Origin of the sequence: Streptomyces phaeofaciens (assembly GCF_014648915.1) — a bacterium.
In the GTDB taxonomy this organism is placed as follows: Bacteria; Actinomycetota; Actinomycetes; order Streptomycetales; family Streptomycetaceae; genus Streptomyces; species Streptomyces phaeofaciens.
Genome location: NZ_BMSA01000006.1, coordinates 33,124 through 51,540, shown reverse-complemented (window position 1 = coordinate 51,540; position 18,417 = coordinate 33,124). Strand labels below are relative to the sequence as shown.

The window sequence follows — 18,417 nt, the reverse complement described above, 5'->3', positions numbered from 1 at the left end:
GCAAGCCCAGACGGGGCCTGTCAGCCCTGAGCTGACACGATCCGGCCGGTCGCACGAAGGGGCGGTGACGGGCGGAGGGTGATCGTGTGGCGAACGGGCGAAGCGGTGCCCCCGACGACGGGAACGCCGAGACCGCGGGGGTGCGGTTCTCGGCGTTCCCGGGGGTGGCCCGAGGGGGCGGCCGGCGCTACAGCGTCTTGCCGGTCGCCGGGCCGACGATCAGCCCGTCGCCGAAGGCGTCCACGCGGACCGTGTCGCCGTCCTTGACCTCGCCGGCCAGGATCTCCCGGGCGAGCCGGTCGCCGATGGCCGTCTGGACCAGCCGGCGCAGCGGGCGGGCACCGTACGCCGGGTCGTTGCCCTCCTCGGCGAGCCAGACCAGGGCCGCGTCGGTGACCTCCAGGGTGAGGCGCCGCTCGGCGAGCCGCTTGGCCAGGCGGTCGAGCTGGAGGCGGGCGATCCGGCTCAGTTCGCTCTTGTCGAGCGCGGAGAACACCACCAGGTCGTCGAGCCGGTTGAGGAACTCCGGCTTGAAGGAGGCCCGGACCACCTCCAGGACCTGCTGCTTCTTCTCCGCCTCGGTGGTGACCGGGTCGACCAGGTACTGGCTGCCGAGGTTCGACGTCAGCACCAGGATGGTGTTGCGGAAGTCGACCGTCCGGCCCTGTCCGTCGGTCAGCCGGCCGTCGTCCAGCACCTGGAGCAGGACGTCGAAGACCTCCGGGTGCGCCTTCTCCACCTCGTCCAGCAGCACCACGCTGTACGGCCGCCTGCGCACCGCCTCGGTGAGCTGGCCGCCCTCCTCGTAGCCGACGTATCCGGGCGGGGCGCCGACCAGGCGGGCGACGCTGTGCTTCTCGCCGTACTCCGACATGTCGATGCGGATCATGGCCCGCTCGTCGTCGAACAGGAAGTCCGCGAGCGCCTTGGCCAGCTCGGTCTTGCCGACGCCGGTGGGGCCGAGGAAGAGGAAGGAGCCGGTGGGCCGGTCGGGGTCGGCGATGCCCGCGCGGGAGCGCCGTACGGCGTCGGAGACGGCCCGGACGGCCTCGGTCTGGCCGATGAGCCGCTTGCCCAGCTCGTCCTCCATGCGCAGCAGCTTCTGCGTCTCGCCCTCCAGCAGACGCCCCGCCGGGATGCCGGTCCAGGAGGCGACGACGTCGGCGATGTCGTCCGAGCCGACCTCCTCCTTGACCATGGTGTCCTTCGCGGCCTCCTCCTCGGCCTGGGACGCGGCCTCCAGGTCGCGCTCCAGGGTCGGGATCTCGCCGTAGAGCAGCTTGCTCGCGGTGTCGAAGTCGCCGTCGCGCTGGGCGCGTTCGGCCTGGCCGCGCAGTTCGTCGAGCTTCTCCTTCAGCTCGCCGACCCGGTTGAGGGACTGCTTCTCCTTCTCCCAGCGGGCGGTGAGCCCGCGCAGCTCCTCCTCCTTGTCGGCGAGGTCGCGGCGCAGCTTCTCCAGCCGCTCGCGGGAGGCCGCGTCGGTCTCCTTGCTGAGCGCCAGCTCCTCCATCTTCAGCCGGTCCACGGACCGCTGGAGCTCGTCGATCTCGACGGGGGACGAGTCGATCTCCATCCGCAGCCGGGAGGCGGCCTCGTCGACCAGGTCGATGGCCTTGTCGGGAAGGAAGCGGGAGGTGATGTACCGGTCGGAGAGGGTCGCGGCGGCGACCAGGGCCGCGTCCGCGATCTGCACCTTGTGGTGGGCCTCGTAGCGGCCCTTGAGTCCGCGCAGGATGGCGATGGTGTCCTCGACCGTCGGCTCGGCGACCAGCACCTGCTGGAAGCGCCGCTCCAGCGCCGGGTCCTTCTCGATCCGCTCGCGGTACTCGTCGAGCGTGGTGGCGCCGACCATGCGCAGCTCTCCGCGCGCGAGCATCGGCTTGAGCATGTTGCCGGCGTCCATCGCGGAGTCGCCGCCGGCGCCCGCGCCCACGACGGTGTGCAGCTCGTCGATGAAGGTGATGATCTGGCCGTCGGAGCCCTTGATCTCGGCGAGGACGGTCTTCAGCCGCTCCTCGAACTCGCCCCGGTACTTGGCTCCGGCGACCATCGCGCCCAGGTCGAGGGCGACCAGCCGCTTGTCCTTGAGGGACTCGGGCACGTCCCCCTTCACGATCCGCTGGGCGAGGCCCTCGACGACGGCGGTCTTGCCGACGCCGGGCTCGCCGATGAGGACGGGGTTGTTCTTCGTCCGGCGGGAGAGGACCTGGACGACCCGGCGGATCTCCTGGTCCCGCCCGATGACCGGGTCGAGCTTGCCCTCGCGGGCGGCGGCGGTGAAGTCGGTGCCGAACTTCTCCAGCGCCTTGTACTGGCCCTCGGGGTCGGCGGTGGTCACCCGGCGGCCGCCGCGCGCCTTCCGGAAGGCCTCCTGGAGCTTCTTCGCGCTCGCGCCCTGCTGCCCGAGCACCTCGCCGGCCCGGCCGCCCTTGGCCGCGACGCCGATCAGCAGGTGCTCGGTGGAGAGGTACTCGTCGCCGAGGTCGCGGGCCCGGTTCTGGGCGTCCGCGATGACGGCGAGCAGCTCCCGGTTGGGCTGCGGGGGCGCGACGGTGGAGCCGGTCACGCTGGGCAGACCGGCCAGCACCCGCTCGGCGCCCGTGCGGACGGCGGCCTGGTCGGCCTCGACGGCGGCGAGCAGGTCGGTGATGTTCTCGTTGTCCTCGCCCTGGAGCAGCGCGAGCAGCAGGTGGGCGGGGGTGAGGTCGGCGTGTCCTGCGGACACGGCCCGGTTACTGGCCGCGTTGATCGCGTCCCGGCTCCGGTTGGTCAGCTCGGCATCCACGTTCGCTGTCTCCTCCTTGCGTCCTTGCGTCAGCCGCTCCCGTTACTGACTCAGTCAGCGTACACAAAGTTGAGTCTATTCCGCTCAAGGTTCGATCCGAGGCCCGCACGGGACTTTTCCCGCCCCGGTCACGCCTCCGGTCCCGGTGCGGCGCCGGTCCCGGGGAGCGGCTAGATTCCGGGCGTATGGCCCCTTACCCGCAGGATCCCGACTCCCTCCCCGACCCCGCGTACCTCGCCTTCTGGCGTGAACGGCACCTGTGCACCCTGACGACACCACGCCCGGACGGCACGCCGCACGTCGTGCCGGTCGGAGTGACATACGACGCCGAGGGCCGACTGGCTCGGGTGATCACCGACAAGGCGAGCCGGAAGGTGCGCAACATCCTGGCGGCGGGCCCGGACGGCGTCCCGGTCGCGGTCTGCCAGGTGGACGGCCGGCGCTGGGCCACGCTGGAGGGCCGGGCCCGCGTCCGTACGGAACCGGACCGGGTGACCGAGGCCGAGCGGCGCTACGAGGAGCGCTACGGACGCCGGCCACGGGTGAACCCCTCGCGTGTGGTGATCGAGATCGAGGTGGGGCGCGTGATGGGGCGGGGATGACCGAATCCGCCGACGGCGATTTCCGGCCACATTGACAACGCGCCCATACGGCGAAATGTCGCCACAAACTGCAGCGGCGTCACCGTGTTCAGGTCACGGTGACGCCGCTGCGGGGGGAAGCACCTGAGGCGATCTGTTACGACGGGGGAATCGCGTCAGGCACTGCGGGGGGTGGCTGAGATGGTTCGTGGGGCGGCCGAGGTGGTCGGCTCCGCCAGTTGGTGGTCCCGCTGGTCGAGATTCACGAAGATCATTCCGTACCGGATGGCACACCGTACGGGCTGCGGCGCCCCCCGGGGCCGCCGCAGACACCGGTAGGCCCGGACGTCGTCGTCCTCGTCCCGCGTCACGACGACCGGCTCTCCGAACACGGTCACCATCAGCGAGTCACCGCTGTGGGGGATGGCGGTGACCAGGTCGATGAAGTGCCAGCCGGAACGGTAGGCGGTGGCCATCTCGCGCCGGAAGGAACGGTCGTCCGGAGGCGTCGTCATGAGTTCGAGCCCGCCCCTATGACATCCCAGTGCAAGTCAGGGGCCGGAGCCGCCTGAGTATTGGCCGCACCGGCGTCGGCGGGCACACTGTCCCACCAGAGATCCTGCGTGCCGACCGCACCGAAGACCAACCCTGCCGAGAAGGCCACGGCAAGCACCGAGCGAAGCATTCTCTTGCACATGTGGGCTTCGTCCTCACTTCCCAAGTCTTCTCCCCCGCCCTCAAGACAATGGCTCATCCAGGCACGTCAAAGCCACAGAAGCGGTGCATCATGTTCCTGCATGTTCAGGACCCTGGGGGGTGGAGATTTGACGAATAACTACATAAAAGGGGCACATCTCCATGGGCTGGAAGACCTGTGCACCGACGGAAAACGCCTGTATGCCGACGCTTTGCGCCTCGGTCGCATCACGCGCACAGAAGTGGACCCGGCCCCGTGTCTGGTGGAGTTCGCACTTCTGCACCCCGACCCCGATGACCCGAACTGGCTGCTCCCGGTTCCCCCCGTGGCCGCCCTCGCCCAGCGGCTGCACCCCCTGGAGCGCGAGATCCAGGAGCGCCGGCACCTCGCCAACGAACTGTCCGACGCCTTCGAGCCGTTCATGGCCATCAGCGCGCAGGGCAAGCCCAACACCCATGCCATCACGGTGCTGGAGGGGTTCAGCCGGATCAACGCGGCCATAGAACTCGCCACCGCCGAGTGCCGGTCCGAGATCCTGACCGTCCAGCCGGGGGGCGGACGCAGCGAGAACGCCCTCAACGAGGCCGTGAAGCTCGGCCAGGACGTGATCGAGCGCGGCATCACCATGCGCACCCTCTACCAGCACACCGCCCGCCACAGCCAGGGAACGCTGGCCTACGCGGAGCGCATGAGCCACGGCAACGTGGAGATCCGCACCCTGGAGGAGCTGATCGAACGCCTCATGGTCTTCGACCGGACCGTGGCGTTCATCCCCGCCCGGGACGACCGCAAGATCGCGCTGGAGCTGCGCCACCCGGGACTCGTCGACTACCTGGTCAAGGTGTTCGACCAGCAGTGGGCCCGCGCCGTCCCCCTGCTGGAGGAGACCCCGTACGCTCCCCCCATCGACGGGATCAGCGGGGTCCAGATGTCCATCGCCAAGCTGCTGGTCGAAGGTCATGTGGACGAGGCCATCGCCCGCCGCCTCGGCATGAACGTCCGCACCTGCCGCGCCCACATCGCCAAACTCGCCGCGGCCCTCGGCAGCGGAAGCCGGGCCCAACTCGGCTTCCTCATAGCCCAGTCGGGGATCCTTGACCGGGACCAGTAGGTGACAGGCGAGCCAACAGCACATCGAGGGGGAGCGTGACGGTGACCGTGCCGCACCCGGAGCACGGCGTGGAAGACCTGTGCGTGACGGGTACGGAGCTGTACGAACGGGCCCTGCACGACGGGCACGTCACCGCCGGACAGGCGGAACCGGCACCCTGCCTGCTCGAACTGGGCCTGCTGCACCCGGCGGTCGACGATCTCGACCGGCTGGAGCCCGTGGCCCCCGCGGTCGCCCTGCACCGCCTGCTGCGCGTCTCCGAAGCCCGGATCGCGGACGAACGCCGGCGCGAGGAACGGCTGTCGGAGCTGTTCGCCCCGCTGATGCGGCTCGCCCACGGCCCCGCGGTCCCCGCCCAGGCCGCCTCCCTGCGCATACTCAGCGGCACGGAACCGATCAACCAGGCCATCACCGAGGCGATGGGCGAGGCGGCCCTCGAGGTGCTCTGCGTCCAGCCCAACACCCACTCCCGCGGCCCGCGCGGCGAGACGGCCCAGATCGTCGCCATGGACCGGGACCAGGCCCTGCTGGACCGGGGCTGCCGGATCCGCACCCTCTACCAGCACACCCAGCGCCACCAGCCGTTGGTCGCGGCCCGCTACGAGCAGCTGCGGGGCGACGTGCAGGCCCGCACCCTCGACGAGGTCACCGACCGGCTGATCCTCATCGACCGCGTGGTGGCCTTCATCCCGGCCGGCGAGGACGGCCGGCTGGCCCTGGAGGTCCGCCACCCGGCGCTGCTGGCCTACTTCGCCACCACCTTCGACCGGCTCTGGCACCTCGCCACCCCGATGTACCCGGAGGCGGTCCGCCGGCCCACCCTGAACGGCATCACACCCCGTCAGCAGTCCATCGCCGCGCTGCTCGTCGAGGGCCACACCGACGCCGTCATCGCCGACCGGCTGGGCATGAACATCCGCACCGCGCGGGTCCACATCGCCAAACTGGCCGCCACCCTGGGCAGCGTGAGCCGCGCCCAGCTCGGCTATCTCATCGCCCGGTCGGGGATCCTTGACCAGGAACAGACCCCGGAACCGGGCCGGGGAGGCGGTCGGGCAGCGGAACGCTGAGCGGCGCCCCGTCCACCGGACAGTCCAGCCCCACCTGCGCGATCCGCACCCCCAGCTGGGTACGGCTCGCCGCGCCCAGGGTCTCCGAGAGCCGGGCGATATGGGCACGGCAGGTGCGCACGCTGATGCCGAGGCGCTCGGCGATGACCGCGTCCTGGTGGCCCTCGGCCAGCAGCGCGGCGATGGACTGCTCGCGGTGCGAGATGCCCTCGATCCGGGTGTCGGGCAGTGCGGCGGTCAGCGGGATCGCCAGCCGCCACAGGCGTTCGAAGACCGTCGACAGATAGGCGATCAGCGCCGGGTGGCGCAGCTCCAGGGCCATCGTGCGGTCGCTGTTGGCGGGGATGAAGGCGACCGTGCGGTCGAAGAGGATCAGCCGGTCGATGACCTCGTCCAGGGTGCGCGCCTCGACCGCCTCGCCCATCAGCTCCAGGTAGTTCAGCAGGCCCTGGCCGTGGCGTGCCACGTGGTTGTAGAGGTCGCGCATGCGCACGCCCCGCCCGCGCAGCTCCAGCGCGCGGTGCAGCCCCTCCGACAGTTCGTGCTCGCGCCGGATGCCGCCCGGCTGGACGGTCAGCACCTCCGTGGTGCACGCCTCCGTCGCCTGGTCCAGCGCCGCCTGGATCCGGGAGGCTCCGTCCAGCACCCGGATCGCCGCGCCCTCACCGGCGCCGGCGCCCGACGCCGGGCCGCCGAGTCCGGCGTACCACTCGAAGGCCGCGACCGCCGAGCCCATCCGCCGCTGACCGGCACTCACCTCGTCGTACAGCCCGTGCAGCAGCCGGGTCATGACCTCCTGCGGGGAGGTCGGCACCAGCCAGTCCATGTCGTCGGGGTCGGGGTGGAGCAGCGCGAGTTCCAGCAGGCACGGCACCGGTCCGGCGTCGCCCCGAGGCACACGCCCCCGCCGTACGGCCCGGGAATACACGCGATCCCCGGCCTCGCACAGTCGGTCAGCACCGTGTGGATGCTCCTCCGCCCCGTGCCCGGCCATCGCCCATCCCACCCCCGCCTGACACCCTTCTTACGGCTCTTCGCAGCGCAACTATGCGCGGCCCGGACCGGCTCCGCAACACGGCTCCCCCGGCCAGGGCAGGGGAAAACCTTCTATATACGTGAGTTTCTCCCGGCCTCCGCCCCTCCCCCTGCAACAAGCTGACGGTGGTGCCCGCCTCGCGCGCGGTGCATCGTGGAACCCGTTTCCCCCCTCGGGTGCTCGTCACCCGTGGCGCCCCGGCCGGGCGACGGGGGAGTCCGGCCGGGCGGGAAACCCCTTCCCCGCGGCGACGCGCGTACGCTCCCGGAAACCGCCGGGTGATCACGGTGTCACGTCCCGCCTCTAACGTCCTTTCATGGCGGACATATTCGATGCGTACGCGTTGGCCGATGCGTGGGACGAGATGTTCGAACGGCGGGGTGCCACCAACACAGTCAGGACCGCCTATGAGCCGGTGCTGGCGGCACTCCAGCCGATCGAACCAGGCGAACTGCGCTTCCGGGCCGACCAGATGGCCCGTTCGTTCACCGACCGCGGTGTGACCTACGCCTTCGCGGGCGAGGAGCGGCCCTGGCCGCTGGACCTCGTCCCCAGGATCATCGACGCGGTCGAGTGGGATTTCGTACAACGCGGGGTCGGTCAGCGGGTGCGGGCCCTGGAGGCCTATCTCGCCGACGCCTACGGGCCCTGCCGGGCCTTCGAGGACCGGGTGGTGCCCTGGCGGCTGCTGCTCGGCTCCCCGCACTTCCACCGGGCGGCGCACGGCGTGGAGCCACCGGGCGGGGTCCGTATCCATGTCGCCGGCATCGACCTGGTCCGGGACGAGGCCGGGGACTTCCGGGTGCTGGAGGACAACGTGCGGGTGCCCAGCGGGGTGTCGTACGTGATCGAGAACCGGCGGGCCATGACCCGGGTGTTCCCGTCGCTCTTCGACGGGCAGCACGTGGTGCCCGTCGACGGGTACGCGCAGCGGCTGCTCGCCGCGCTGCGGGCCGCCGCGCCCGAGCGGACCGCCGACCCGCGGGTCGTGGTCCTCACCCCCGGCCCCGGCAACGCGGCCTACTTCGAACACGCGCTGCTGGCACGCCTGATGGGCGTCCAGCTGGTCGAGGGCCACGACCTGGTGTGCCGCGGCAACCGGGTGTGGATGCGCACCACGCGGGGCGAGGTGCCCGTGCACGTCGTCTACCGGCGGCTCGACGACGACTTCCTCGACCCGCTGCACTTCCGGCCCGACTCGGTGATCGGCTGCCCCGGCATCCTGAGCGCCGCCACGGCCGGGAACGTCACCCTCGCCAACGCGGTGGGCAACGGCATCGCCGACGACAAGCTGCTCTACACGTACGTCCCGGACCTGATCCGGTACTACCTCGGCGAGGAACCGATTCTCCCCAACGTCGAGTCCTACCGCCCCGACGAACCCGGCCAGCTCGAAGCCGTCCTCGACCAGATCGACCAGCTGGTCGTCAAGCCGGTGGACGGCGCCGGCGGCCAGGGCATCGTGATCGGGCCGAAGGCCGACGCGAAGACCCTGGAGAGGACCCGCAGGGCCGTGGCCGCCGACCCGCGCGGCTTCGTCGCCCAGCGGCCCGTCGCCCTGTCCACCTCCCCCACCCTCACCGGCGAACGCATGGCACCGCGCCACATCGACCTGCGCCCGTTCGCCGTCAACGACGGCGACGAGATCTGGGTGCTGCCCGGCGGACTGACCCGCGTGGCGCTCCAGGAGGCAACCTGATCGTCAACTCCAGCCAGGGCGGCGGCTCCAAGGACACCTGGGTACTCGCCGAGGGCCCCGTCGAGGACCCCTCCCCCACCCCGAAGGACGGCCCCCCGCCGTCCGTCGTCCCCCGCCAGCACGGCCCCGACGGAACCCCCGCCCTCGTACCGGAAGGGGCACAGCAGCAGTGAACGACGTGATCCTCTCCCGCATAGCGGAAGCGCTGACCTGGACCGGCCGGTACGTCGAACGGGCCGACGCCACCGCGCGCATCCTCGACGCCTACCTCCACCGCATGCTGGAGGACCCCTGGCGCGACGAGGACGTGGCCTGCCGGTCGCTGTACGCGATCCTCGGCTTGGACGCCGGCGGCGCACCGGTCGACATGCAGCAGGTCCTCGACCAGCTCGCCTTCGACGCCCGCTCCACAGGGGCGATCGAGGGGGCCCTGGGCGCGGCCCGGCTCAACGCCCGCAGCGCCCGCGAGGCGGTGTCGTCCGCCATGTGGGAGTGCCTGAACGCCACCTGGCACGCCCTCGCCGACCAGCGCCGCGCGGCCCGCCGCACCGGCCCCTACGCCTATCTGGAGCTGGTCCGCAGCCGTGCCGCGCTCTTCTTCGGCCTCGCCGACTCCACCATGAGCCGGGACGACAGCTGGCGGTTCGTGGTCCTCGGGCGGAGCCTGGAGCGGGTCGACATGACCGTACGGCTGCTGTCCGTGCGCGTCCTGGACGCCGCCCACGCGCCCGACTGGCCGACCCTGCTGAGCGCGTCCGGCGCCGACGAGGCGTACGCGCGCGTGTACGGGGGCTTCGGCGACACCCCTCGGGTGGCGGAGTTCCTGCTCCTGGACCGCGACTTCCCGCGCTCCGCGCTGCACGCCCTCACCACCGCCGAGGAGTGCCTGTCCGCCCTCGGCCGCCCCCGCCAGGACCCGGCGCGCCGCCCCATCGGCCGGCTGCGCACCCGCCTCGAATACCTCGACACGTCTGCCCTGGAGGACCAGCTCCCGCTGCTCCTGCGCGATCTGCAGACCGCGTGCATGGCCTCGGCGGAGGCGGTCGCCGAACGGTTCTTCCCGTACCAGGGGCCCGTCGTGTGGGCCCAGGAAGGAGCGTGAGCGCGATGACCCGCAGGCTCCGCATCGAGCACACGACCCGCGTCTCCTACGCGCAGGCCGCCGTCTCCTCGCACAACGAGGTCCGGATGACCCCGCTCACGCTGCCCGGACAGACCACGCTGGACGCCCGGGTGACCATCCGTCCGGCGGCCACGACCTGGTCGTACTGGGACTACTGGGGCACCCAGGTCACCGCCTTCGAGCTGATGGACCCGCACGCCGATCTCACCATCACGGCCTCCAGCCTGGTGGAGACGGCCCCGCCCGGCCCGCTGCCCGAGGCTCTGGACTGGGCGGCGGTGACCGACCGCACGACCGGCTCCCGGCTGCTGGAGTTCGCCGCCCCCACGGTCCGTACGACGGTCCCGCCGAAGCTGCTGAAGAAGGCGCGCAAGGCCGCCGCGGGCCTGGACCCGCACGGGACGGCGGTCGCCGTGTCCGGTCTGGTCGCCGACCGGGTGTCCTATCTGCCCGGCGCGACCGGGGTGAACACGTCGGCGGCGGAGGCCTGGGAGCGGGGCGCGGGCGTCTGCCAGGACATCGCGCACGTCACCATCGCCCTGCTGCGGGGCCTGGGTCTGCCCACCCGCTATGTCTCCGGCTATCTCCACCCGGAGCGGGACGCGGAGCTGCACCGCCCGGTGGCCGGGCAGAGCCATGCCTGGATCGAGTACTGGGCGGGCGACTGGCACGGCTACGACCCCACCAACCGCACCCGCGCCGACGAGTCCCACGTCGTGGTCGGCCGGGGGCGCGACTACGACGACGTCACCCCGCACAAGGGCGTCTACCGGGGCGTCGCCGGGGGCCCGCCCGAGGTGACGGTGGAGTTCACGCGGGTGGCGTGAGCAACCGGGTGGGGGCCAGCGGCGTGGCGCGGGCCCCTGAGGCGTGCTTCAGGAGCCCCGCCAGGCACCTGTTTCGGACTTCGGATGCCTACTTCAGGCCGATGGCGTTGCAGGCCGCCTTGTACTGGGCGGTGCAGATGTCGTCGACCGAGTAGAGGTCGTCGGCGACGACGGTGTCGGCGATGTTGCTCTTGGTCAGGGCGACCACCTGCACCAGCTTCGCCGGGATGTTCTTGTCGGTGGGGCTGTCGACCTTGTCGCGGGTGAGGGCCTCGAACTGGAGGTCACGGCCCTGGACCTTGGCGACGGCGGCCTCGGCGGCGGCCTCGGCCTCGGCGGCGTACGGCTTGTAGACGCTCATGTACTGCTCGCCGCTGACGATCCGCTGCACGCCCGCCAGCTCGGCGTCCTGGCCGGTGATCGGGGGCAGGTCGCCGCTGGTCGCGCCCGCGTTCCGCAGGGCCTTGAGGATGCCGGTCACCATGGCGTCATTGGCGGAGTAGACCGCGGAGATCTTGCTCCGGCCGATCTTCTGGATCGCCTCCGTCATGTAGCTCTGGGCCTTCTCCGGGCTCCAGTCGGTGTCGTACTGCGCGGCGATCGTCACCCGGCCGCTCAGCTCGCTGAGCGCGCCCGCCTTGAACTGGGCGGCGTTCGGGTCGGTGGGCGAGCCGTTGATCATGACGATCTTGTCGGAGGTGTCGGCGGTGCCGAGCGCCTCGGTGAGGGCGCGGCCCTGCACCTCGCCGACCAGTTCGTTGTCGAAGGAGACGTACGCGTCGATCGGACCCTGGGCGAGGCGGTCGTAGGCGATGACCGGAATGCCCGCTTCCTTGGCCTTCGTCACCATCGGCGCGATCTTCTTGGAGTCGACCGCGTCGAGGAGGATGCAGTCGACCTTCTCGTCGATCATCTTCTGCATCTGGTCGTCCTGGACCTTGGCGCTGGAACCCGCGTTCACGTACTGGGTCTTGCCCTGGTTGCCCGTGAGGGCGGCGACCTTCGCCTTGATGATCGGATAGTCGAACTCCTCGTACCGGGTGTTCGTCTTCTCCGGCATGAGCACACCGATGGTGATGTCGTCGCTCCGCGTCGGGGTCGCGTCCGCCGTTTCCGAGCTGGCGCCCAGCATGCCGCACCCGGCGAGCGAGAGGGTCATCGTGGAGGCGACCACGGCTATGGCGATACGACGCATTCGGGGGCTCACTTCAGGTGCGTTGCGGACGAGGGTGCGACATGTGACCCAGGTGTCTGAAAAGACAACGCGTCTGCGCCTGCCGCAGTCAAGAGATGCTACTTAACGAAGTAACAACATCACACTCCGCTTAGCGAGTGAAGACGCATGGAGACGAAGCGAAGAGGGTACGGAACACCCTTTACCGGCTCTCCCCAAAACGGGGCCCCGGAGACGGCAAAAAACCGTACAACCAACGCCAGTTCTCGCGAGTCGTGATCACGACGGCTGTCCCGGCCGCCCCTCACGACCAGAGGACCGCAGTGAAGCCAGCCAGACTCGCGACGGCCGTCGTACTCGCCACGACCGGCGGCCTCCTCACCGCCGCGGCCGCCCCCGCCTCCGCCGCGACCACCTGCACCTCCCCTGTCTATAAACGGCAGTTCTACGCGAACACGACATTCTCGGGCACACCGAAGAAGACGGACTGCGACTCCACGGTCAGCGAGAGCTGGGGCGCCAAGGCCCCCGCCTCCGGACTGCCGACGAACGACTTCGGCGTCCGCTGGAGCGTCACACGGGACTTCGGCTCCGGCGGCCCCTTCTCCTTCGCCGTGGCCGCACAGGACGGCATCCGGGTCTACCTCGACGGCGTCCGCAAGGTCGACGTCTGGAAGAACGTCTCCTCGACCGTCTCCAAAACCGTCAACGTCACCGTCCCCAAGGGCAAGCACACCCTCCGCGTCGACTACGTCAACTGGACCGGCAACGCCGGCATCACGTTCACGTACACCCCCAGGACCACGGCGGGCGTCGACACGGTCCCGCCGCTGGCGCCGACGGGCGGCTCGGTGGCGTACGACCGGGCGACCGGCAGGGCCGGGCTGAGCTGGGCCAGGAACAAGGAGATGGACCTCGCGGGGTACCGGGTCTACCGGCGGCCCGCGGAGAGCACCGCCTGGACGCGGGTCGTGACGACCGGGGCCACGACGTACACCGACACCCCGCCCGCCACCGGGCAGTCGTACGTCTACGAGATCCGCGCCCACGACAAGGCCGGCAACGAGTCGGCGGGCGGTACCGACCTCGGCCCCCTCACCACGGCGGACCGCACCCCGCCGGCCGTGCCTTCGGGCGTGGCCCTCACGGACGGTCAGCCGGGTGTCTCGGTGAGCTGGAAGCAGGTGCCGGGCGCGGCGCACTACCTCGTGCACCGGCGCTGGGACACCGACGGCGGGGACGAACCGGTCGTGCAGGTCGCGTCGGTGACGGACGGCACGTCATGGCTCGACACCACCGCGCAGGAGCGGCTGGCCTACAGCTACTGGGTCACCGCCGTGGACGCCCCCGGCAACCGGTCCGCCAGGTCGGCGACCGTGTCCGTCGAGCGGGGCGACCACGCGCCGTCCGCGCCCCTCTCGCTCACCGCCTCCCCCGAGGACGGCGAGGGCATCGCGCTGACCTGGCGCGCGGCCACCACTCCGGTCACCCGCGACCTGGCCCACTTCCGGATCTACCGCGACGGCCGGTTCGTCGAGGAGGTGCCCGCGAAGCAGACCTCGTTCACCGACACGGCGAAGGTCCGGCACGGCGCCACCTACACCTACACCGTCACCGCGGTGGACACCCAGGCCCAGGAGTCCGCGGCGTCGTCCCCGGCCACCGCCACGGCCCCGGCCACCGGACTGGCACCCGCGGCGGTGACCGGGCTGCGCGGGTACATGGACGGCACGGACATCGTGCTGGTGTGGGAGAGCAACACGGAGCCGGACGTCAGGGGCTACGACGTCTACCGGGCCGTCCTCGTCGACGGCGTCTGGCGGTACGAGCTGTGGGACGACGTGCAGCAGCCGTACAGCGACGACGAACCGGTCTCCTACGTCCACGAGATCTACGAGCCGCAGGGCGAGACCGTCCGCTGGGCCGTCTCCGCCGTGGACGACGCCGGCAACTCCCGCTCCCCCGGCAGCGAGGACGTCTCGTACGTCACCGTCACGGAACCGGGGAGCCCGGAGAACTCCTGAGCCGTGCGCCGGGCCCGGTGCGCCGGCGCGGCCGGGCGCGCGGAAGGGCCCGGAGATCGTGGAGATCTCCGGGCCCTTCCGCGGTGCACAGGTACAGAGGGCTGCGGGGTGCAGGGGGTGCCGTCAGTCGGACTGCTGGCGCTTCGGTCGCCACACCACCAGCGCGCTGGTCTGCTGGACCTCCTGGTACGGGACCAGGTCGCGTCGGTAGGAGGCGTGGACGGCCGCCTCGCGCTGCTGCATCGCCGCCGCCGCGCCGTCCAGGGCCGACTCCAGTTCGGCGACCCGGGACTGGAGCGCGGCGACCTGGTTCTCCAGCTCGATGATGCGCTTGATGCCGGCCAGGTTGATGCCCTCGTCCTGCGACAGCTGCTGGACGGTGCGCAGCAGTTCGATGTCGCGGGCCGAGTAGCGGCGGCCCCGGCCGGCGGTGCGGTCCGGGGACACCAGCCCCAGGCGGTCGTACTGGCGCAGCGTCTGCGGGTGCAGGCCGGAGAGCTGGGCCGCCACCGAGATGACGTAGACCGGGGTCTCCTCGGTCAGTTCGTACGGGTTACGCCGACGCCCGTCCATCCCTGTCATGCTCCCTTCGCGGCCTCGAACAGCTCAGCCCGCGGATCCTCGTCCGCGGTCGCCTCGCGATACGCCTCGAGCGCGTCACGAGCCTTCCCCGTCACGTCCTTCGGGACACTCACCTCGACGGTGACCAGAAGGTCGCCGCGGGTGCCGTCCTTACGGACCGCGCCCTTGCCCCGCGCCCGCATGGTGCGGCCGTTGGGGGTGCCGGGCGGCAGCTTCAGGGTGAGCGACGGGCCCCCGAGGGTGGGAACCCTGATGTCGCCGCCGAGGGCCGCCTCTGCGAACGTCACCGGCACGGTGACGGTCAGATGGTCGTCCTTGCGGCCGAACACCGGGTGCGGGCCGACGTGCACGACGACGTAGAGGTCGCCGGACGGGCCGCCTCGCTCGCCCGGTGCGCCCTTGCCGCGCAGCCGGATGCGCTGGCTGTCCGTCACCCCGGCCGGGATGCGGACCTGCATCGTGCGGGACGACTTGGCGCGGCCGCTGCCCTTGCAGTCCAGGCAGGGGTGCTCGGCGATGAGGCCACGGCCCTTGCAGTCCGGGCAGGGGTCGGTGAGGGAGAAGCCTCCGCCCGAGCCCCGTGCCACCTGACCGGTGCCGACGCAGGTCGGGCACACGCGCGGTGTGCCGTTCTTGTCGCCGGTGCCCGAGCACGCCTTGCACGGGGCCTGCGAGGACATGCGCAGCGGAACCGTCGCGCCCTCGATGGCCTCCGTGAAGGTCAGGGTGACCTCGGTGTCGATGTCCTGGCCGCGCCGTGGCTGGGTACGGGTCGTCCCCGCGCCGCCGCGGTTGAACAGGCCGCCGAAGACATCGCCGATACCGCCGCCGAAGCCGCCGCCACCGCCCCCGCCTCCGGCCTGGGCGCCGCCTCCGAAGAGGTCGCCCAGGTCGAAGTTGAAGTTGCCGCCGGCGCCCGGCCCCGGGCGGAAGCCGCCGTTGCCGAAGAGGGCGCGTGCCTCGTCGTACTCCTTGCGCTTCTTGGGGTCACCGAGGATGTCGTTCGCCTCGGAGATCTCCTTGAAGCGCTCCTCCGCCTTGGCGTTGCCCTTGTTGGCGTCCGGGTGGAACTCGCGGGCGAGCTTCCGGTACGCCTTCTTGATCTCGGCCTCGGTGGCGTCCTTGGGGACGCCGAGGACCTTGTAGTAGTCCTTCTCGATGAAGTCCTTGGTGCTCATCCTCGACGTCCCTCCTTCCGCGTCGGTTCAAGCTCAGCCCTCGTCCGGGCCACCGCTCTCCTTGTCGTCGGCCGTCGTCTCGGCCTCGTCCGAGGACTTCACGGTCTGCGCGCCCGGCTGGGGCTCGGCGACCGCCACCCGCGCGGGGCGGATGGTGCGCTCGCCGAAGCGATACCCGGGCTGCAGAATCGCCACGCACGTCGTCTCGGTGACGTCGGGCGCGTAGCTGTGCATCAGGGCCTCGTGGATCGTCGGGTCGAAGGGCTCGCCCTCCTTGCCGAACTGCTGAAGGCCCATCTTGGCGGCGATGGTCTCCAGCGACTCCGCGACGGACTTGAAGCCGCCGACGAGCTCGCCGTGCTCCCGTGCGCGGCCGACGTCGTCGAGCACGGGCAGGAGCTCGGTCAGGAGGTTCGCGATGGCGATCTCCTTGACCGCGATCCGGTCACGCTCGACCCGGCGGCGGTAGTTCTGGTACTCGGCCTGGAGGCGCTGGAGGTCCGCGGTGCGCTCGCCGAGCGCGGTGCGCACCTGGTCCAGCTGGGCCACCAGGGCCGCTGTCTGGTTCGCGTCCCCGGCCGGGGCCGCTCCCTCCCCCGCGGGGGAGGCGGCGGCCTTCGGCTCGGCGTCTTCAGGGGTGGCGCCGGAGGGGACGTCGGGCTTCTCCTCGAAGCCCGGGGTCTCCTCCGTCACGCGGCACCGTCCTTGCGCTCGTCGTCCACGATCTCGGCGTCCACGACGTCGTCGTCGGCCCGCGGGGCCTCACCGGCGTCGCCGCCGGCGGCCTGACCGGCCTGGGCGTCGGCGTACATGGCCTGGCCGAGCTTCTGCGAGACGGCCGCGACCTTCTCGGTGGCGGTGCGGATCTCGGCGGTGTCCTCGCCCTTGAGCTTCTCCTTCAGCTCGACGAGGGACTCCTCGACCTCGGCCTTGATCTCGCCCGGGACCTTGTCCTCGTTGTCCTTGAGGAACTTCTCGGTCTGGTAGACGAGCTGCTCGCCCTGGTTGCGGGCCTCGGCGGCCTCGCGGCGGCGGTGGTCCTCGTCCGCGTACTGCTCGGCCTCCTGGCGCATGCGGTCGACCTCGTCCTTCGGCAGCGAGGAGCCGCCGGTGACGGTCATCTTCTGCTCCTTGCCCGTGCCCAGGTCCTTCGCGGTCACGTGCATGATGCCGTTGGCGTCGATGTCGAAGGAGACCTCGATCTGCGGGACGCCACGCGGGGCCGGCGGCAGACCGGTCAGCTCGAACATGCCGAGCTTCTTGTTGTACGCCGCGATCTCGCGCTCGCCCTGGTAGACCTGGATCTGCACGGACGGCTGGTTGTCCTCGGCGGTGGTGAAGATCTCGGACCGCTTGGTCGGGATCGTCGTGTTCCGCTCGATGAGCTTCGTCATGATGCCGCCCTTGGTCTCGATACCGAGGGACAGCGGGGTGACGTCGAGGAGCAGGACGTCCTTGACCTCGCCCTTGAGGACACCGGCCTGGAGCGAGGCGCCGATGGCGACGACCTCGTCCGGGTTCACGCCCTTGTTGGCGTCCTTGCCGCCGGTCAGCTCCTTGACCAGCTCGGCGACGGCCGGCATACGGGTCGAGCCGCCGACGAGGACGACGTGGTCGATCTCGGCGAGCGAGATGCCGGCGTCCTTGATGACGTTGTGGAACGGCGTCTTGCAGCGCTCCAGGAGGTCCGCGGTCAGCTGCTGGAACTGGGCGCGGGTGAGCTTCTCGTCCAGGTGCAGCGGGCCCTCGGCGGACGCCGTGATGTACGGCAGGTTGATCGAGGTCTCGGTGGAGGAGGACAGCTCGATCTTCGCCTTCTCGGCGGCCTCGCGCAGGCGCTGGAGCGCCATCTTGTCCTTGGAGAGGTCCACGCCGTGGCCGGCCTGGAACTGCTTGACCAGGTAGTCCATGACGCGCTGGTCCCAGTCGTCACCACCGAGGTGGTTGTCACCGTTGGTGGCCTTCACCTCGACGACGCCGTCGCCGATCTCCAGCAGCGAGACGTCGAACGTGCCGCCACCGAGGTCGAAGACCAGGATGATCTGCTCGTCCTTGTCGAGGCCGTACGCGAGAGCGGCCGCCGTGGGCTCGTTGACGATCCGCAGGACGTTCAGGCCCGCGATCTCGCCGGCCTCCTTGGTGGCCTGGCGCTCGGAGTCGTTGAAGTACGCGGGGACGGTGATGACCGCGTCGGTCACCTTCTCGCCCAGGTACGACTCGGCGTCGCGCTTCAGCTTCTGCAGGATGAACGCGGACATCTGCTGCGGGTTGAAGGGCTTCCCGTCCAGCTCGATCTTCCAGTCGGTGCCCATGTGGCGCTTCACCGAGCGGATGGTCCGGTCCACGTTGGTGACCGCCTGGCGCTTGGCGACCTCGCCGACAAGCACTTCGCCGTTCTTCGCGAAGGCGACGACGGACGGCGTGGTCCTGGCACCCTCGGCGTTGGTGATGACGGTGGGCTCGCCGCCCTCCAGAACGCTGACGACGGAGTTGGTTGTGCCCAGGTCGATGCCGACCGCACGTGCCATGG

Annotated in this window: 14 protein-coding genes and 1 pseudogene; 7 read left to right on the top strand and 8 right to left on the bottom strand. The window is 70.8% G+C overall.

Annotation, left to right across the window (positions count from 1 at the left end; translation table 11 throughout):
• Nucleotides 1–187: 187 nt before the first annotated feature.
• Entirely contained in the window at nucleotides 188–2,785 is a 2,598-nt protein-coding gene (gene clpB / locus IE275_RS13325) for an ATP-dependent chaperone ClpB (protein ID WP_189711227.1), read from the bottom strand.
• Between the two features lie 185 nt (nucleotides 2,786–2,970).
• Between clpB and IE275_RS13320 the strand changes: the two genes are divergently transcribed.
• Complete coding sequence (locus tag IE275_RS13320; protein WP_189711226.1) at nucleotides 2,971–3,387, top strand: pyridoxamine 5'-phosphate oxidase family protein; 417 nt, start codon at nucleotides 2,971–2,973, stop codon at nucleotides 3,385–3,387.
• A 155-nt stretch (nucleotides 3,388–3,542) separates the two neighbouring features.
• Here the strand turns inward: IE275_RS13320 and IE275_RS13315 are convergent, their stop codons facing one another.
• Complete coding sequence (locus IE275_RS13315; RefSeq protein ID WP_189711224.1) at nucleotides 3,543–3,881, bottom strand: Rieske (2Fe-2S) protein; 339 nt, start codon at nucleotides 3,879–3,881, stop codon at nucleotides 3,543–3,545.
• A 282-nt stretch (nucleotides 3,882–4,163) separates the two neighbouring features.
• Between IE275_RS13315 and IE275_RS13310 the strand changes: the two genes are divergently transcribed.
• Together IE275_RS13310 and IE275_RS13305 are read left to right on the top strand one after the other, a co-directional pair.
• Entirely contained in the window at nucleotides 4,164–5,174 is a 1,011-nt protein-coding gene (locus IE275_RS13310; RefSeq protein WP_189711222.1) for a helix-turn-helix domain-containing protein, read from the top strand.
• A gap of 41 nt (nucleotides 5,175–5,215) precedes the next feature.
• On the top strand, nucleotides 5,216–6,244 hold the full coding sequence (locus IE275_RS13305) for a helix-turn-helix transcriptional regulator (RefSeq protein ID WP_189711220.1): 1,029 nt from the start codon (nucleotides 5,216–5,218) through the stop codon (nucleotides 6,242–6,244).
• Here IE275_RS13305 and IE275_RS13300 read toward each other — a convergent pair.
• Nucleotides 6,165–7,238, bottom strand: a complete 1,074-nt coding sequence (locus IE275_RS13300) for a helix-turn-helix transcriptional regulator (protein WP_189711218.1) — start codon at nucleotides 7,236–7,238, stop codon at nucleotides 6,165–6,167. The genes IE275_RS13305 and IE275_RS13300 overlap by 80 nt on opposite strands.
• A 358-nt stretch (nucleotides 7,239–7,596) precedes the next feature.
• On the opposite strand from IE275_RS13300, the pseudogene IE275_RS13295 reads away from it, so the two are divergent.
• The 3 genes and pseudogenes from IE275_RS13295 to IE275_RS13285 all read left to right on the top strand — a co-directional run bounded on the left by IE275_RS13295 (nucleotide 7,597) and on the right by IE275_RS13285 (nucleotide 10,929).
• Nucleotides 7,597–9,152, top strand: a pseudogene (locus IE275_RS13295) (circularly permuted type 2 ATP-grasp protein).
• Nucleotides 9,149–10,081, top strand: coding sequence for an alpha-E domain-containing protein (locus tag IE275_RS13290; RefSeq protein WP_189711216.1), 933 nt, complete (start codon nucleotides 9,149–9,151; stop codon nucleotides 10,079–10,081). Before IE275_RS13295 ends, IE275_RS13290 begins: the two are co-directional and overlap by 4 nt.
• Before the next feature lie 5 nt (nucleotides 10,082–10,086).
• A complete protein-coding gene (locus tag IE275_RS13285; protein WP_189711214.1) occupies nucleotides 10,087–10,929 on the top strand; it encodes a transglutaminase family protein in 843 nt (280 codons plus the stop codon).
• An 88-nt stretch (nucleotides 10,930–11,017) separates the two neighbouring features.
• Here the strand turns inward: IE275_RS13285 and IE275_RS13280 are convergent, their stop codons facing one another.
• A complete protein-coding gene (locus tag IE275_RS13280) occupies nucleotides 11,018–12,124 on the bottom strand; it encodes a sugar ABC transporter substrate-binding protein (RefSeq protein WP_189711212.1) in 1,107 nt (368 codons plus the stop codon).
• 302 nt (nucleotides 12,125–12,426) lie between these two features.
• Between IE275_RS13280 and IE275_RS13275 the strand changes: the two genes are divergently transcribed.
• Complete coding sequence (locus IE275_RS13275; protein WP_189711210.1) at nucleotides 12,427–14,127, top strand: PA14 domain-containing protein; 1,701 nt, start codon at nucleotides 12,427–12,429, stop codon at nucleotides 14,125–14,127.
• A 123-nt stretch (nucleotides 14,128–14,250) separates the two neighbouring features.
• Here the strand turns inward: IE275_RS13275 and IE275_RS13270 are convergent, their stop codons facing one another.
• The 4 genes from IE275_RS13270 to dnaK are packed head-to-tail and all read right to left on the bottom strand — an operon-like array spanning nucleotide 14,251 to nucleotide 18,415.
• Nucleotides 14,251–14,700, bottom strand: coding sequence for a heat shock protein transcriptional repressor HspR (locus IE275_RS13270; protein WP_165256253.1), 450 nt, complete (start codon nucleotides 14,698–14,700; stop codon nucleotides 14,251–14,253).
• A gap of 5 nt (nucleotides 14,701–14,705) precedes the next feature.
• Nucleotides 14,706–15,887 (bottom strand): molecular chaperone DnaJ, encoded by a 1,182-nt coding sequence (gene dnaJ / locus IE275_RS13265; protein ID WP_189711209.1) that lies wholly within the window; start codon nucleotides 15,885–15,887, stop codon nucleotides 14,706–14,708.
• Nucleotides 15,888–15,920: 33 nt separating this feature from the next.
• Nucleotides 15,921–16,580 (bottom strand): nucleotide exchange factor GrpE, encoded by a 660-nt coding sequence (gene grpE / locus IE275_RS13260; RefSeq protein ID WP_189711207.1) that lies wholly within the window; start codon nucleotides 16,578–16,580, stop codon nucleotides 15,921–15,923.
• Nucleotides 16,577–18,415 carry a molecular chaperone DnaK gene (gene dnaK / locus IE275_RS13255; RefSeq protein WP_189711205.1) on the bottom strand — a complete coding sequence of 613 codons (1,839 nt, stop codon included), beginning with the start codon at nucleotides 18,413–18,415 and terminating at the stop codon, nucleotides 16,577–16,579. Before dnaK ends, grpE begins: the two co-directional genes overlap by 4 nt.
• Nucleotides 18,416–18,417: the final 2 nt, after the last annotated feature.